This is a genomic window from Vitiosangium sp. GDMCC 1.1324, assembly GCF_003044305.1.
Classification (GTDB): domain Bacteria; phylum Myxococcota; class Myxococcia; order Myxococcales; family Myxococcaceae; genus Archangium.
In genome coordinates, this window is record NZ_PZOX01000015.1 from 161,219 (window position 1) to 176,765 (window position 15,547).

Sequence of the window (15,547 nt, forward strand, 5' to 3'; positions counted from 1 at the left end):
CGCTAGTCTAGGGCGGGTGAGGGAGTTGCCGCGACAGCTGGGTCCCTACCGCCTCGTGCGCCGGCTTGGCGCGGGGGGAATGGCCGAGGTGTTTCTCGCGCTGGCCTTTGGCGCCAGTGGCTTCGAGAAGCGCGTGGTGCTCAAGGTGCTCCGGCCCGAGCACCAGGGCAATCCCACGTACGAGCGCATGTTCCTCGAGGAGGGCCGGCTGGGGGCGAGGCTGAGCCACCGCAACCTCGTGGGGGTGCACGACCTGGGATTCGCGGACGGCGCGTACTACGTGAGGCTGGACTACGTGGAGGGCGCGGACCTGGCGAGCCTCCTGGCGCGAGGCCTGCCCGGGGCGCCGCTGGCGCTCTTCGTGGCGGATGAGCTCGCACTGGCGCTCGCGGCGGTGCATGGGCTGGAGGACGAGGCGGGCCGGCCGCTTGGGCTGGTGCACCGGGACGTCACACCGTCCAACGTGCTGGTGTCCCGGCTGGGAGAGGTGAAGCTGGCGGACTTCGGCATCGCCAAGGCCACACTGCTGCGAGAGCAGACGCGTTCCGGAGTGCGCAAGGGAACGTACGCGTACATGTCCCCCGAGCAGGTGCGCGGAGGCGCGCTGGGCCCCGCGAGTGATCTCTTCTCCCTGGGCACCACGTTGCATGAACTGCTCACCGGGCGCCGGCCTTTCGACGGGGAGACGCCGTTCGAGACGATGGAGCGCATCCGCGAGGCGGAAGTAGGGCCGCTCTCGGACGTGGACGAGGACCTCCGCCCGGTGCTCCGGGCGTGTCTGGCGCGGAGGCCGGAGGACAGGCCGGGCTCGGCTGGAGAGCTGCGCCGGATGCTCTCGCTGCCGCGCCGTTCGCGTCCCGAGGCCGGACCTCCGGAGCTGGCCCGGTGGGTGTATGCTGGGCTTCAGGCTGTGCAGGCTCGCGGCTCCATCGCGGAGACAGTACTGGAGGACACGTGATGAGGGATGCCCTCGCCAGCTACTTGCGGAAGTGCGTGCTGCCCGTGCTCATTCTGTTTTCAGGGTGCATGAGCCACCGGCTCTACTTTTTGGACAGCGAGCTGCCCCGATTGGAGGGCATGCCAAAGCTGGTGGTGGCGCCCGGGCCTTGGGAGGCAAGAGACGTTCCCTCGGTTTATTCGGATGCGGCCAGCGTTCCAAACGACCTGGTGATACCAGCCCTCAGTTCCTTGATGGCCCTGCCAGGTGCGGCGGATGCCTGCGACCCGAATACGGGGCGTCCACGCCCTGATGCGACCGAGTATTGTGTCGCGTTCTATAGGACACCGGAGGACTGGCGCGTGTCGTGGCCCATTCGAAACATGACCGGACAGCTTGGTTCCTGCAATCCGCCTCTCGGAGGGGTCGAGGACAAGGACTTCGGGAGTGGGTTGCCGATATTCGGCTTTGCCCACAATCATCCCTGTGGAACCAGCATGAGCAGCCCGGACTTGAGAGTCTTTCCTGTGATGAAGGCGGGTGAGGGGAGGTGGATGATGGTGGAGTACGCCGTGGCTCCAAATGGAAAGCCTGCCCTTGATTCCCGAGGACAGTTGATTCCGGCGTGGGGGTGGCTCGCTACGGGTCGTGTTGGCGAGCCTCGTTTTTACAAATGGAATTCCGTGGGGGAAGTCTTCAAATGGAATGAAGGCCAGCGGGATTGGGAATTTCAGGCGATCTGCACTCCTCAGAAGCCTGGTGCACTCAGTTCCATCCTGCCCCCGCCGAAGTGCTCTCCTGAATTGAATTAGAAGATGGTCTCTCCTTGGAGTGGCTCCATGTTGAAGCCTTATCACTTCATTCCACTCGTTTTGCTTTCGATCGACGGTGGGACGGTTGCTCTCCAGCCTGACTCCAGTGCTTCAGGCGTAGACGCAGGGACTGCGGATGCGGGCATCATCGCGCCTCCACCCAACACTGCGGATTCCATTCGTTGGCCCGAGAATCTGCGTCCACTGGCCACGTTGGACGGACCTGCTGTTCTGGCCGCGAATGCGGCGCTGCAGCGGGTGCTGTCACGCGTCCCCAAGGAATATGCAGGTACCTGCGAGTACTCGGCCGAGTCCATGGATGTGGTCATCGGGCAAGAGGGCGGGTTGTATTTCGTCCGCATCGACCGGCGTGCGGATAGGTGCGGTTGGGCCCCTGGTTTCAATCTCGAGTTCGACTGGTTCGAGTTGTACGCCGTATCGCCACAGGGCCGAGTCCTCGCTCGCTACCCTTACATGCCGTAGGGGAACGCCCCCAGCGGAAGCAGGGGAAGTCTTGCGGTAGAATCCCTGGGTATGACGCGGAGATTCAGGGGCAAGAGCGGCGTGGCCGTACTGCTGTGCCTGGGAGCGCTGGGCTGTGTGCGGGCTCCCGTCTCCGAGGGCGGCGGAGATGTCGACGAATGGACGTCTTCCGGGCCCGAGGAGGAGGAAGAGGAGGAGGTCGCGGAGGCCGAGTCGAGCGTTCCCATCCAAGCCCTTCCCGCCCCTCCGCGCGCCTCCAACTTCCTGGTGCTGGGCGGAGGCAGCGAGCGCTCCAGCAATGAGATCGCCCTGGAGAAGAACGTCCTCTTCTTCCAGCGAACGCTTCAGACACTCGGGCTTGCCCCCTCTTCCGCCACCGTCTACTTCGCCAATGGCAATGATGGCGAGGCCACGGTCCGCTACCTCGGCGAGGGCTCGCGCGTGCTGTTCAAGGCCCCGGAGGTCCCCCACCTCAAGGGGGCTGCCACCCTGGAGCACTTCCTGGACTGGGTGGAGCAGAGTGCCCGGGGCTCGCCCCAGCAGCCGGTCTTCATCTACTTCACGGGTCATGGCGGCATGAATGGCCGCAACCTGAACAACAACCACCTGGCGCTCTGGGACTCGGACTCGCTGACGGTGCGCGCCTTCGGCCTCTTCCTGGGCCGGCTCCCGAGCACCACCCCCGTCGTCACGATGATGTCGCAGTGTTACGCCGGCTCGTTCGCCAACTTCATCTACCAGGACGCCAATCCCCGGCGGCCCGTGGTGGCTCAGCCCCGCTGTGGCTTCTTCGCCACCGTGGAGTACCGCCCGTCCGTCGGGTGCACCCCCGAGGTGGATGAGGCGGACTACCGGGACTACAGCTCCAGCTTCTTCGCGGGGCTCGCGGGCGTCAGCAGGACGGGAATGGCCGTGGCCTCGGCCGACTATGACGGTGACGGGCGGGTGAGCTACGCCGAGGCCCATGCGTTCGCCAAGGTGGATGGTGAGACGACGGACCTGCCCATCTCCACGTCGGAGGCCTGGTTGCAGCGGCGCGTGAGGATGAAGGAGCTGCGCCGCCTGCTCTCCACTCCCATCCTCGAGGTGTCGCGGACCGGGCGCCCGGAGCAGCGCTACGTCGTGGAGTCGCTCGTGCGGAGGCTGCACTACGTTGCCGGGCGCTCCTGGCTCGAGAACGTCGAGGCCTCGCCCCCGAAGACGGAGACGCAAGAGGCCGATGTCTGGCGCCTGCGCATGGAGCTGCTCAACATCGGCATGGAGCAGAAGGTCCGTGCGTCGGGGGGCTCGCAAGCGCTCGCCGTCCTCGAGCGCCTGCTCCAGTGCGAGGGCGGTTCCTGGAACACACGCCCGGGCGTGCTCCCGGCTCCAGAAACCGTCCCCGCGGTTGAATCCACGGCGCGGTGAGCGGAGGCGAGCCTCAGGGCACGGCCAGCGCGCTGCCTCCGTCCACGCGAAGCATTGCCCCGTGGATGTAGCTGGCCAGCGGGCTCGCCAGGAACGCCACGGCGCGTGCCACATCCCGCGGCTCGCCGATGCGTCCCTGGGGCGTCGGGAAGTACTCCTTCACGAGGTGGGTCTTGACCTGCTCCCAGGTCGTCCCCCAGCCGCGATGCACTCCCATCGCGAAGAGGTTGGATTGCATCGACTCGGTCTGGATGAGGCCCGGGCTGACCGTGTTCACGGTGACGCCCGTATCCGCCAGCTCGAGCGCGAGGCTCGCGGTCAGGTGGTTCATGGCCGCTTTGGACGCTCCATAGGCGGCCAGGTCCGCGAGCGGACGGGTCGACACGTTGCTGGAGATCTGGATGATCCTCCCGAAGCGGGCCTCCCTCATCGCGGGAACGAGCGCGTGGATGAGCTCGACCGCGGCCACGACGTTGATCCGGTAGGCCCGCTGCCATTCCTCGGGGGGAGGGGTGAACCAGCCGGGCATGGCGAAGCCGGGGGCGTTGTTGACGAGGATGTCCACCCCGCCCAGCTTGTCCCGGGCCTCCTGCGCGACACGCCAGCCCGCTCCTGATGGCTCGAGGTCGGCGATGAGGGGGACGGCCTTCCCCCCGGCGTCGTGGATGGATTGCGTGATTCTCTTCACGCGTTCGGCGTTGCGGCCGTGGATGGTCACGATGACCCCTTCGGCCGCCAGGGTCCGGGCGATCTCCTCGCCAATGCCCATGCTGCTACCGGTGATGAGGGCTCGCTTGCCCTTGAGTTCCAGATCCATGGAGCGCTTCGCTTCCTTGCTGGGGGGAGGGTTCGTTCAGGCCACCAGGCGATCGAAGTCGATGCCCAGGTCCTGGCAGAGGATTTGTGCCGCGGCTCGGCCGCTGCCCGCGCTGATGCTGCCGCCCGGGTGGGTGCTCGAGCCGGTCATGTAGAGCCCGCCGACGGGCGTGCGGTAGTGGCTCCATTCCGGGAGGGGCCGCATGGCCATCGACTGGAAGAGATAGTTGCCGAGGTGGGTCGCCTCTCCCTCGATGAAGGCGGCGTTGCGGCGCTCGATCTCTCGCGGGTTGATGATCTTCCGATGGAGGATGGTCGAGGCATTCATGTTGGTGGTGTGCCGCTCCAGGTGCCCGAGCACCTCGTTGGCCACCTCCTTCTCGATGTCGTCCCACCGCTCCGCTCCCTGCTCGATGTGGTAGGGCGCGTAGCAGTGCAGGTAGCCGGTGTGCTTGCCGGGGGGTGCACGGGTGGGATCGAACAGCGTCTGCGTGACCATGGCCGGCACGTCCGGCCGTATCTGTCCGCGCTGGAGATCATCGAAGTAGCGGCGGAACTCCCGGCGGGTCGCGGGGGCGAACTCGACCATGCCGGAGCGGTTGACCTCCTCGCCGGCCTTGTAGCGGGGCGCCTCGTCGAGGGCCATGATCTGGCAGAAGGACTGGAAGGGATTGCTCTTCAGGCGGCGCACCCGGTGGGGCAGCTCGGCGGGCAGGTGCCCGGGCTCGAGCATCTGGAGGAAGAGTTGCTTGACGTTGACCGCGGACACCACGGCCCGCCGCGCCGTGATCGTCTCGCCCGACTCGAGCTCGACACCGGTGGTCCGCCCGTCCTGCACGAGGATCCGCCGTACACCGCTGCGCGTGCGCAACGTGGCCCCGTGAGCGCGCAGACATGCCTCCAGCTTGTCGACGAGCGCCCCGCTGCCTCCCTCGGGCACGCCAATGCCGAAGCGGTGGATGAACGGGGTGAGCATGTAGAGGTGCATCCCCGAGCCCACCTCGTGCGGATCGAAGATGACCTCGCTGGCCTGGCGCGCCATGGCGATCTTCAGCCGATCATCCTCGAACCACTCGTCGAGCAGTTGCATCCCGCTCAGCAGCAACGCGTGCATCGTCTCCCGTCCGGCGTCACTCTGGTCGAGCATCGAGAAGAGCTGCCCGGTGGGGGGACAGGCGGAGAACATCGTGGGCAACATCATCTCCAGTCCCGCGGCGGCCCATCCGCAGAAGCGCTTGTAGGCATCGGCGTCGCGCGCCGAGAACCGCTCGGCGATCGAGGCACAGGTGCGATCGATGTCGCGGTAGCAGATGAAGGAGCTGTCGTCGGGGAAGATGACCGAGTAGAGGATCTCCGGATGGTGGTATTTGAGCCCGTACCTGGAGATCAGTCCGAGCTCGTCGTGGAGGAGGAGCGGATTGGCCTGGATGGTGATGTGGCAGGTGGAGGCCGGGTCCGACTTGAACCCGGGGCCGCACAACTCGCGAGTCACGCAGCCGCCGCCGAGCCCGCCGCTCTTCTCGAGAACACAGACGTCGAGCCCCGCCTTCGCCATATAGGCGGCGGTGGTCATGCCGTTGTGGCCCGCGCCAATGACAATCACATCGTAGGAATGGTTTTTCATGGAGTTTTTTCCCGGCCGGGTCGACGGCGTGCTCAACCCGCCAGCTCCGCTTTGCGCGCGGACGCGCCGTTCGCGGGCCCCAGGTGATCATATGCGGCGGTGATGCCCAACATGGGCCGGACGCTCTCGGGGAGCTGCGGTCCCGCGTAGTAGATGGCGAAGAGGATCTTGTTGAAGAGCACCTGGAAGGAGAGGTGGCTGGACACCATCTCCTCGAGCCGTGGGTCCAGGGTGACGGGGAATGCCTGTCGGAGCTCAAGGAGGTGGGACTTCAGCCGTTCCCAGACATGGATGACGAGCAACATCTCCATGAAGTCTGGCCGCTGGTACTGGGGCGGGAAGGGGCTGGGGAGGGACGTCGCTCCGTTGTTCTCGGCGAGGAGGAAGACGCGCACGGTGTTGACCAGCAGGTTCAGCATGACCAGGAAGTTGATGTAGAACTCCCGGTCACCGTTCAGACTCCGCATGGGGATGACGGAGTCCACGTCCGCGAAGGAACCATTGACGAGCACGTTCTGCGGCTCGATGCATTGACCGTTCTTGAAGTGCTGGGCGTCACTCGGGAAGTACCCGAGCAGCAGCAGCTTCGCGACCAGCGTCAACCACGAATTCATGACCTGCTCGGGATCCACCTCGTGTTGGAGGGTGTCGTAGACGAGCCGGGTATTCTGCTGGTAGCCCGCGTTGCTGCTCTGGCTGCTCTTCATGGCCAGCGCCCCGGCGAAGTGGCTCACGCGGGGGAAGGGGGCCTTGGGGAACCAGTAGATGTAGCACGCCAGCCCTCCCTCCAGCTCGCTCTCGGCGATCTCCAGGGAGAAGCCAGACAGGAGCGGCAGGAGGCGCGCACGGAAATCCGCGACCACCTCAGGGGGCCAGCGAACCACCAGCAGCGGCACGGGCAGTCCGCCCAGCTCGCCGAACCTCCTCAGGAAGCCGCTCTGGACCTCCGCGGCCCGCTGGGCCTCGGTGAGCGCCTCCGAGAACGTCAGCGCGCCCGGAATCTTGCGCTCCTGGATGAGGAAATACTCCAGCGCATTCAACACCGAGTACCGCTGGTGGCGCTCGAAGGGCCTCTCATGCATGACATGGAGGAAGCTCTGCTGATCCTCGCACCGCAGATCCCCTCCCTTGATGGCCAGCACACTGTCTCCAGGACCGTGCAGGTAGAAGGCCCGGAAGTGTCCCGAAGGGCGGAAGAGCTTCTTTGTTTCGAAGGCGTTGTTGGTGGGGGGGATGGGAATCTCCCGCCGCAAGCCCTCCAGCTCGCTGGCCACCCATGGCTCCCTTTCGAGCAGGTGGTTCCACAACTCCGGCGCCGATTGCGCCACATCCCAGACGAGGAGCGACGAGGGAATGCTCTGCTTCATGGTCATGGTCATGCCTTTGGGGAGTGGAGGCCAAACCGCTCCTGGAGGACGCACGCGCTGAGAGCGGCCATGAGGAGTGGGTCCATCGCGTTACGGAGAGGCAGCTCCATTCCGGGCAGCCGGTCCAGCAGGGCGAGCACCTTCTGGGGCTCGTAGAAGGGCAGGGTTCGAAAGGTGGGGCCACGCAGCGTGTCCTGCACCAGCTCATACAACCGGCTTCGCGGTACGAGGGTCGACGGGGGGGCCATGAATGGGTGCTTCTGCCGGCGGTAGACCGTGTCCGTCAGCACCGGTCGTGCCGCCTCTCGCAGCACGTACTTCTCCGTCATGCCGCGGATCTTCTGCGCGATGGGGCACGTCCGCACCAACTCCACCAGGGGATGGTCGAGGAATGGCAACCGCCCCTCGATGGAGTGGGCCATCTCCATCCGGTCTCCCAGTTGGCTCAAGACGTAGTTGGGCAGGCCGCACTTGGCCCAGAGGTAGAGCGACTGGTTGACGGGTGCGCGTCCGGCGAGCTGTCCGCGCACATCGAGCCCTCCGAGGAACAGGCGGTAGGCGTCCCGGCCGGCGAAGCGCGCCGCGAACTCCTCGGAGAAGAGTGCGTGGCCATGGACCGCGATGTTGGAGAAGCTCGCGAGGAACGAAGGGACGAAGCCGAGCACCTGGGAGATGCTGGTGTTCGCGGGGGTGTTCGCGTCGGGGAGCAGGGTGCCTCGCGAGACCTGGTTCGAGGCCTGGAGATCCTCCAGGATGCGCTGGATGGCCTCGGGCTCCTGCCCCCGCTTGTCGTAGAGCAGCATGTCCCGGCGGAAGTGCGGGTAACCGGCGAGCACCTCGTCGGAGCCCTCGCCCGTGAGGACGACCTTGTAGCCCGCGTTCCGAACGGCGCGGCTGAGCAGGAACTTGGCGACGCTGTTGGCATTGATGAAGAAGGACTCTCCGTGCCAGACGGCATCCGCGAAGTGGTCGGCGAGATCCTCCTGGCGCACGGGGATGGGTGTGAAGTGCGCCCCGGCCCGCTTTGCCATCTCCTCGGCGATGGCGGACTCGTCATACTCGGGGCGATCGAATCCGAGAGTGAAGGCGTGAAGGGGCGTGCTGCGCATCCGCTGGGCCAGGCCCAGGACGGCGCACGAGTCCAACCCGCCGCTCAGGTAGATGCCCACCGGCACGTCCGCGTGGAGCCGGAGCCGGATGGCCTCTTCGAGCGCCACCTGGAACCGCTCGGCGTAGGACTTCGCCTCCTGGGGGATGAGATGCCCCTTCTCGGGCGGATAGTCGAAGTCCCAGTACTTCAAGAGCTGGAACTGGCCCTCGGTCACCAGTGCGTAGTGCCCTGGCGGAATCTGGTGGACGCCCTCGAAGAGAGTCCTGTCTTGGAGCGGGTTGAGCAGGTGGTGGAACTGGAAGACAGACTCGAGATCCCACCGGGCCGGTACGCCGGCGGCGAACAGCGCCTTGGCCTCCGAGGCGAAGTACAGGTTCCCGCCATGCCGCGCGTAGAAGAGCGGCTTGATACCGAAGCGGTCCCGCGCGACGAAGAGCAGGCGGTTGCGCTCGTCCCAGAGGGCCAGCGCGAACTCGCCCCGCAGGTGGTGGAGGCACTGCGGGCCGTATTCCTCGTACAGGTGGAGGACGATCTCGCTATCGGAGCCGGTGCGGAACCGGTGCCCGCGCTCCTCCAGCTCGCGCCGGATGCGCTGGAAGTCGTAGAACTCGCCGTTGACGACCACACGCAGGGACTCGTCCTCGTTGGTGAGGGGCTGGTCCCCGGAGTGCAGGTCGATGATGCCGAGCCGCGCATGCCCCAGCCCGACGCGGCCGTCACTTCGGAGCCAGTACCGCTGTGCGTCGGGACCGCGATGGCGGAGGATCCGGGTGGCTCCAGCCAGCACGTCGGGGGAAATGGGTTCTTCCTTCGACAACAAGGCCAGGAATCCACACATACATCCGCTCCAGGTTCGCGTAGGGGATGGGAACAGTGATGAAAGACTCAGAAGGAGAGCGACTCCACCAGCGCGCTCTCCTCGGTCAGCAACGCATCGGAGCTCGAGTGGAGCTTCGACATCGAGTGCTCCATGGGGCTGGGGCCCTCGGCGACGACCATGGCCACGGCGAACCCTCCGCTGTGGCTCAAGCTCAGTTTGAAACGCTGGATTCCGAGCTGTTGAGAGATCTGCCGCGTGGTTCCAGACAGATGGAGCTCGGGCTTTCCATCCGAGGAGCTGAGCACCTCCATCTCGTGCCAGCGTAGTCCGTCGGGAGCTCCGAGCGCCTTGATCACCGCCTCCTTCGCCGCGAAGCGCGCCGCGAAGTGCTGCCCCGGCTGTTTACGGCTGCGGCAGTACGTCCGCTCCCCTTCGGTGAAGACGCGCTCCTCGAATCGCCCGTCATTCCTTCGCAATGCCTTGGTGAGGCGCCTGATGTCACACAGATCGACTCCGATGCCGATGACCATGATGAATCCGCTCCGATGTCGTCTCTCGAGATGGGAACCCGGGGGAGGGCCTCCCCCGGGTGTGCATGAACCGAACCGCTCGAACCGCGCTACGGCGTCTTCTCCAGGAGCGTGTAGATGTCTCCGACGGTCTTCAGCTTCTTCTCGACCGAGTCGTCGATCTCCACGCCGAAAGCCTTCTCCAGGGCGCTGCAGATCTCGACCATCTCGGTCGAGTCCACATCCAGATCTTCCTTGAGGGAGATCCTGGCGTTGAGCTCCTCGAGCTTCCGCTCGAGCAGGTTGGACAGGATCTTGTTGACCTTCGATTCGACTTCTTGCGGCATGGGAGTGTCCTCGATGTGTGGATGTGTTTGTCTTTCGCTACTTGCCCAGGTCGCGGCGGATGATGAGGGAGGCGTTCATGCCGCCAGAGCCACGCGCGTTGATCATGACGGCGTCCAGCTGGCTGACGGGCGTGGCCTGGGTCACCACGGACAGCCCCAGGGTGGGATCCTGCTGCTTCAGACCGGTCGTCGGCGGGAGCTGGCGGTGCTCGAGGGCCAGGGCCCCCCAGGCCGTGTCGAGCGCCCCGGCGGCCCCGTACAGGTGTCCGGTCATGGACTTGGGAGCCGTCACCGGCAGGCGCTGGCGGAGGTTGCCGAACACCTTCTGGATGGCGGTGGCCTCCTGCTGGTCTCCTTCCCGGGTGGCGAGACCGTCCGCGAGCAAGAGGTGGATGTCCTTCGGTCCGAGCTCGGCGTCCCTCAAGGCGCCGATCATGGCACGCGACAAGCCTCCCTCCTCCGGGGGGAGCGTGGCCGGGTGGCACGCGTCGCTCGACAGGCTGAAGCCATCGATCTCCGCGTAGACATGGGCGCCGCGCTGCAAGGCATGCTCCCGCTCCTCCAACAGCAGGAAGACGGAGCCTTCACCTGGCAGCAGACCCTGGCGCGACACGTCGAACGGGCGGTAGGCCCGGGTCGCGCTGGAGTCGTAACCCTCGGCGACCACGCCCTCCGTCACGCAGGCCAGGTAGGCGAAGGGAGTGAGAGGGGCCTCCGCTCCACCCGCCAGGATGATGTCCGCGGAGCCCTCGGCGATCGTGCGCGCCGCATAGCCGATGCTCACCAGTCCGCTGGCGCGATCGCACACCAGCGTTTTGCTGTGCCCCCGGAGCTCGAACAGGATGGAGATCTGCCCCTGGGGAGCGGCCGGGAACCAGGCGGTCGCCTGGAAGGGGCTGAGCTCCTTGTAGCCCTGGGTATGCAGCTTGCGCAGTTCCCGGTCGGTGAAATCCCAACCCCCGAGGCAGTTGCCCACGAAAACGCCGAAGCGCTGCCGGTTGACCGTCTGTAGGTTGACCGAGCCATCCTCCAGCGCGAGCCGTGACGCCGCCACCGAGTACTGGGTGTAGGGGTCGAGCTTGCGGGCCAACCGCATGGGCATGAAGTCGCCGGGGCTGAAGCCTTCCAGCGTGCCTCCCTGCCAGCCGGAGCGCTCGGCCAGCGGGTTGCCGGTGATGGGGCGGATGCTCTGCTTGGCGGAGAGGACACTGCCCCAGGCGTTTTGTTTGCCAATCCCGCCAGGGGTGATCATTCCAAGGCCAGTGATGACGACACGGCGGCTCATCGCAGACCTCCCACGTAGTCTGGCTTCGAGAAAACCAATGCGCTGTGGATGCCAGAGAAACCGCTGGCCTCCTTGAGAATGACGTCGAGTTTCCGCTGGATGCTTCGGTTGGGGACGTAGTGGAGATCGCAGGCCGGGTCGGGCGTGTCGTAGTTGATCGTCGGCGGGAGCTTCCCGGTGTGCAGGGCGAGCAGGGCCGAGATGCTCTCGAGGACGTTGGCCGCGGCCAGGGGGTGGCCCACCATGGACTTCAGCGAGCTCACGTGGATGTCATACGCGTGCCTGCCGAGCACCTCCTTGAGCGCCGTCGTCTCGTTGACGTCGTTCTGGCGGGTGGAGCTGCCGTGCGCGGAGACATAGCTGATCTCCTGCGGGAGGATCCGAGCGTCCTCGATGGCGGCCCGCAGGGCCCGTGCCAGGTCGTGGCCGTCCGGTGGCAGGTCCGTCATGTGGAAGGCGTTGTTGCAGGAGCCAAACCCACGCACCTCGGCGTAGATGGTGGCGTTGCGCCGCAGCGCGTGCTGGCGTTCCTCGAGGACGAGGATGCCGGCGCCCTCGCCGAGCACGAAGCCGTCGCGGTCCGCCTCGAAGGGGCGCGACGCCTGGTGCGGGACGTGGTTGCGCTTGCTGGAGAGCGCGCCGACGACGTCGAAGGCTCCCATGGCGATGGGGGTGATGGGCGCCTCGGACGCACCGCAGATCATCACATCCGCCTCGTTCGAGCGGATGCGGTCCAGGGAGAACCCGATGGCATCCAACCCGGCGGTGCAGCCGGTGCTCAGGGTGAAGCAGGGCCCGAGGGCCTTGTACTCATGGGCCAGCTCCGCCGAGGCCACGTTGAAGGTGGCGCCCTGGTAGAGCCAGCGCTGGGCCCACGCTCCGTCCAGGGGCGCGGTGCCCCGCTCCGTGAGCGCCAGGAACTCCTCCTCCATGAACCGGGTGCCGCAGATGGCGTTGGCCACGCACACGCCCATCCGCTCGTGGTCCAGGTTCTGGAGGTCGAGCCGGGCATCTCCCGTGGCCATGCGCGCCGCCGCCAGGGCGAACTGGGCATAGCGGTCCAGCCGGCGGATCTGCTCCTCCCTCAGTCCGAGCTCTCGCGGACGGAAGTCCTTCACCAGCCCGGCGATCCTGGACTTCAGTCCATCGAGCGGGAACCGGTCCACCTCGAAGATGCCGGACCTGCCCTCCAGCGTGTTGTTCCAGAAGTCCTTCAAGCCGATCCCGTTCGGGGCGACGATGCCCATCCCGGTCACGACGACACGTCGTTCTCTGTTGATATGTGTTTTCACGTTGCTGCCGCTCCCGGATGGTGAGTTGCTAGTAGTTACCCAGACCCCCGCAGATGTTGATGGCCTGCGCGGTGACGCCCCTGGCATGGTCCGAGGCGAGGTAGGCCACCATGTCGGCCACCTCCTCGGGCGTGATGTAGCGCCCGATGGGGACGCGCTGCTCGATGCGCTTCTTGGCCTCTTCCACAGGCACGCCCCAGATGCGCGCGTAGTTGCCCCGGACCTTCTCGGCCATCCCGGTCTCCACGAACCCCGGACACACCGCGTTGACCGTGATGCCCTTGCTCGCGAGCTCCAGACCCAGGGACTTGGTGAAGCCCACCACGCCGTGCTTGGAGGCGCTGTAGGGCGCGCCATGGAGGACGCCCTGCTTGCCGCCCGTCGAGGCGATGTTGATGATGCTCTCGAGGGGGGGACTGGCCTTGAGCACCGCCTTGGTGGTGTAGAAGACGCTGTTCAGGTTGGTCTCGATGACCTCCCGCCAGAGGGTGTCCTCCACGTCGACGGTGGTGCCGCCGCCGCTGCGGCCCGCGTTGTTGACGAGCACCTCGAGGCCACCGAGGGTGGAGATGACGTCATTCACCATCGAGTAGATGGAGTCCGGCGAGCGCACGTCACACTGGGCGATGACCGCCTGGGTGCCGAGCTTGCGGATCTCCGCGGCCACCTCCTCGAGCTGCTCACGCGTGCGTGCCGTGAGAGCCACGTCGAATCCATCTTTCGCCAGCCGCAGGGCCACCGCCCTGCCGATGCCGCGGCCCGCCCCTGTCACCAGGGCCCGCTTCCGTTTGCCGTTGTCGTTCCTGGCCACCTGTTGCATGGGTTTTCCTCTTCTCGGGTGTGATGTGCGTGTGGACGGATGTCAGACCGCCAGCCGTTTCTGGATGGCCTGCATGGTTCCGCGGCTGTTGGCGTTGATGGCCTTCTCGACGCGGTCGAGCGCCTCCTCCGGGCGCAGGTCCCCCCAGAACTGTTTCACCTTGTCGGGCTTGAGCTCGACCAGGTGGCGGGAGATGACGCGCACCCCGCCGGGGACCGGCTCCAGCAGCCACTCCCCGGTGTGGATTCTCAGGAGGGGAGGGGGCTCGGACTGGAAGTAGGAGACACAGGTGGAGGGGTTGCAGTGGCGGACGGTGCGGATGCGCTCCAGGCCGGCCTGGACGGACACCGTCATGATGAACTCCTGGTTGTGCCCGTCGTCGTAGACCATCTCCACGGAGTGGCAGTGGGGCAGGAGCCGGGGCCACTCGTCGGCCCGCTTCAAGAGCTCGAAGATGGCCTCGGGCCGGGCGGCGATGACCAGCTGCTCCTCGAACTGCCGGCGCCACGCCGTGGCGGGGCTCGGGGTGGCCTCGCGCTCGAGGTATTCCTTGATGGCGGACAGCTCCCGCTGGCTGTTGGTGTCCACCGAGCGCGTCATGAACTCCAGGGCCTGCTGCGGGGTGGAGACCCCCTGGATGCCGTGGTTGGCGTCGAGCTGCTCCTTGATGTCGAAGCGGTGCTCCAGCACCACCAGGGTGCCCTTGCGCAGCGGGAAGAAGTGCCACACGCCTTCCATCCAGCTCAGCAGGGGTGAGGGTTTGACCTGCCGGAAGGTGATGACGCGCGCCTCGGGAAAGAGCTCCCGCCGCGAGCGCCAGGTCATCGGCTGGCCATTGGCCAACGCGGTGAGCTCGATGAGCTGGGAGCGCGCGTCCTGCTCGAGGACCTTGGCGGCCTTGCAGGGCGGGAAGATCTGGGGCCAGCGCTCGACCTCGAGGCAGAGCTTGTAGGCCGCCTCGACGTCGGCGTCGATCTCGATATGGTGTTCCATGAGATGCATTCGTGTCTCCTTTTCTGTGTCAGACAATCGCCACCACGCGGCACCAGGCCGCGTCGGCTCGCGCCAACTTCACCGGGAAGCACGCCACCTTGAATCCATGGGGCTGGCGGATGTCCCCGAGGTTTCCCAGCCGCTCGAGCTGGCAGTACTCGTGCTCCCGGCCGAACAGATGAGCGGGCCACAGCTCCGCCGGATCCCGGGTGCGCATGTAGGCTTTGATCATCCGGGGGAAGGGCGCGTCGAAGCCGAAGCTGTCGATGCCAATCACCCGGATGCCCTGCTCGACGAGCCAGGCCGTCGCGGCGCGAGTGACACCCCGGAAGTGGGTGAAGTACTCGCGCTTGCCCAGATGGGCATCTCCGCCGGTGTACAGCAGCACCACGTCGAAGGGCTTGAGCCGGTAGTCGATCCGCTCGAGCGCGGCGACCACCTCCTGCTGGGTGACGGGACCCTGCTCCGCCGACCCGCGGACATCCAGGACCACCCCATCGTGGAAGCACCACTCCAGGGGGACCTCGCAGATGGTGCGGGCCCGCTCCCCCCGGCCGTTCTTGTCGCCGTAGTGGAACGGCGCGTCCATGTGGGTTCCCGTATGGGTCGTCAGGTCGTAATGCATCAACGACAGACCCTTGCCGTCCGGGAAGTTGCGGTGGTCGAGCCCCTTGCCGAGGTGGTGCTTGAGCCACTCGCGGGCCATGGCCAGCCAGGAGCCACGGGCCGCGTGGATGAGCGCCTTTCCGAGCAGGTCGGCACCCCGGCGGTGATCGATGTACCGGAACTTGATGGGGTCTGGCTCCCAGTGGTTTGGGTCCACCGGGACGCTCAGATCGATGATCTGCTGCGCGGAGCTTGCAGCGGAAGTCTGCGAGGTCTGGGGAGGCATGATGGGTGGCTCGAGGGGCTGCGCGTGAGAGG

Annotated in this window: 15 protein-coding genes; 4 read left to right on the forward strand and 11 right to left on the reverse strand. The window is 66.2% G+C overall.

The window, feature by feature from the left end:
* Positions 1-25: 25 nt before the first annotated feature.
* From DAT35_RS35930 to DAT35_RS35940, 4 genes are read left to right on the forward strand one after another with little or no spacing between them, the layout of a single operon-like run.
* Positions 26-958 carry a serine/threonine-protein kinase gene (locus DAT35_RS35930; protein WP_108073775.1) on the forward strand — a complete coding sequence of 311 codons (933 nt, stop codon included), beginning with the start codon at positions 26-28 and terminating at the stop codon, positions 956-958.
* The gene (locus DAT35_RS58410) at positions 958-1,749 is read left to right on the forward strand and encodes a hypothetical protein (RefSeq protein ID WP_146210038.1); all 792 of its coding nucleotides are present in this window, start codon (positions 958-960) and stop codon (positions 1,747-1,749) included. Before DAT35_RS35930 ends, DAT35_RS58410 begins: the two co-directional genes overlap by 1 nt.
* Before the next feature lie 27 nt (positions 1,750-1,776).
* Positions 1,777-2,232, forward strand: a complete 456-nt coding sequence (locus DAT35_RS61205; protein ID WP_233261925.1) for a hypothetical protein — start codon at positions 1,777-1,779, stop codon at positions 2,230-2,232.
* 51 nt (positions 2,233-2,283) lie between these two features.
* The gene (locus DAT35_RS35940) at positions 2,284-3,639 is read left to right on the forward strand and encodes a Caspase domain-containing protein (protein WP_233261926.1); all 1,356 of its coding nucleotides are present in this window, start codon (positions 2,284-2,286) and stop codon (positions 3,637-3,639) included.
* Between the two features lie 13 nt (positions 3,640-3,652).
* Here DAT35_RS35940 and DAT35_RS35945 read toward each other — a convergent pair whose 3' ends face one another.
* From DAT35_RS35945 to DAT35_RS35995, 11 genes are all read right to left on the reverse strand, one after another.
* Positions 3,653-4,456: an SDR family NAD(P)-dependent oxidoreductase gene (locus DAT35_RS35945; protein WP_108073776.1), complete on the reverse strand. Its 804-nt coding sequence runs from the start codon at positions 4,454-4,456 to the stop codon at positions 3,653-3,655.
* Positions 4,457-4,492: 36 nt separating this feature from the next.
* On the reverse strand, positions 4,493-6,079 hold the full coding sequence (locus DAT35_RS35950; RefSeq protein WP_108073777.1) for an NAD(P)/FAD-dependent oxidoreductase: 1,587 nt from the start codon (positions 6,077-6,079) through the stop codon (positions 4,493-4,495).
* Positions 6,080-6,111: 32 nt separating this feature from the next.
* Positions 6,112-7,446 carry a hypothetical protein gene (locus tag DAT35_RS35955; protein WP_158502049.1) on the reverse strand — a complete coding sequence of 445 codons (1,335 nt, stop codon included), beginning with the start codon at positions 7,444-7,446 and terminating at the stop codon, positions 6,112-6,114.
* A gap of 8 nt (positions 7,447-7,454) precedes the next feature.
* The gene (gene asnB, locus DAT35_RS35960; protein WP_108073779.1) at positions 7,455-9,395 is read right to left on the reverse strand and encodes an asparagine synthase (glutamine-hydrolyzing); all 1,941 of its coding nucleotides are present in this window, start codon (positions 9,393-9,395) and stop codon (positions 7,455-7,457) included.
* Between the two features lie 47 nt (positions 9,396-9,442).
* Positions 9,443-9,907 carry a holo-ACP synthase gene (locus DAT35_RS35965; RefSeq protein ID WP_108073780.1) on the reverse strand — a complete coding sequence of 155 codons (465 nt, stop codon included), beginning with the start codon at positions 9,905-9,907 and terminating at the stop codon, positions 9,443-9,445.
* 89 nt (positions 9,908-9,996) lie between these two features.
* Positions 9,997-10,233 (reverse strand): acyl carrier protein, encoded by a 237-nt coding sequence (locus DAT35_RS35970; protein ID WP_108073781.1) that lies wholly within the window; start codon positions 10,231-10,233, stop codon positions 9,997-9,999.
* A gap of 37 nt (positions 10,234-10,270) precedes the next feature.
* Positions 10,271-11,518 carry a beta-ketoacyl synthase gene (locus tag DAT35_RS35975; RefSeq protein WP_108073782.1) on the reverse strand — a complete coding sequence of 416 codons (1,248 nt, stop codon included), beginning with the start codon at positions 11,516-11,518 and terminating at the stop codon, positions 10,271-10,273.
* Complete coding sequence (locus DAT35_RS35980) at positions 11,515-12,810, reverse strand: beta-ketoacyl synthase (RefSeq protein ID WP_199243092.1); 1,296 nt, start codon at positions 12,808-12,810, stop codon at positions 11,515-11,517. The genes DAT35_RS35975 and DAT35_RS35980 overlap by 4 nt, the downstream gene beginning before the upstream one ends.
* Before the next feature lie 28 nt (positions 12,811-12,838).
* Entirely contained in the window at positions 12,839-13,630 is a 792-nt protein-coding gene (locus DAT35_RS35985; RefSeq protein ID WP_108073784.1) for an SDR family oxidoreductase, read from the reverse strand.
* A 42-nt stretch (positions 13,631-13,672) separates the two neighbouring features.
* A complete protein-coding gene (locus DAT35_RS35990; RefSeq protein WP_158502050.1) occupies positions 13,673-14,623 on the reverse strand; it encodes an SRPBCC family protein in 951 nt (316 codons plus the stop codon).
* Positions 14,624-14,651: 28 nt separating this feature from the next.
* The gene (locus DAT35_RS35995; protein ID WP_108073935.1) at positions 14,652-15,515 is read right to left on the reverse strand and encodes a cyclase family protein; all 864 of its coding nucleotides are present in this window, start codon (positions 15,513-15,515) and stop codon (positions 14,652-14,654) included.
* Positions 15,516-15,547: the final 32 nt, after the last annotated feature.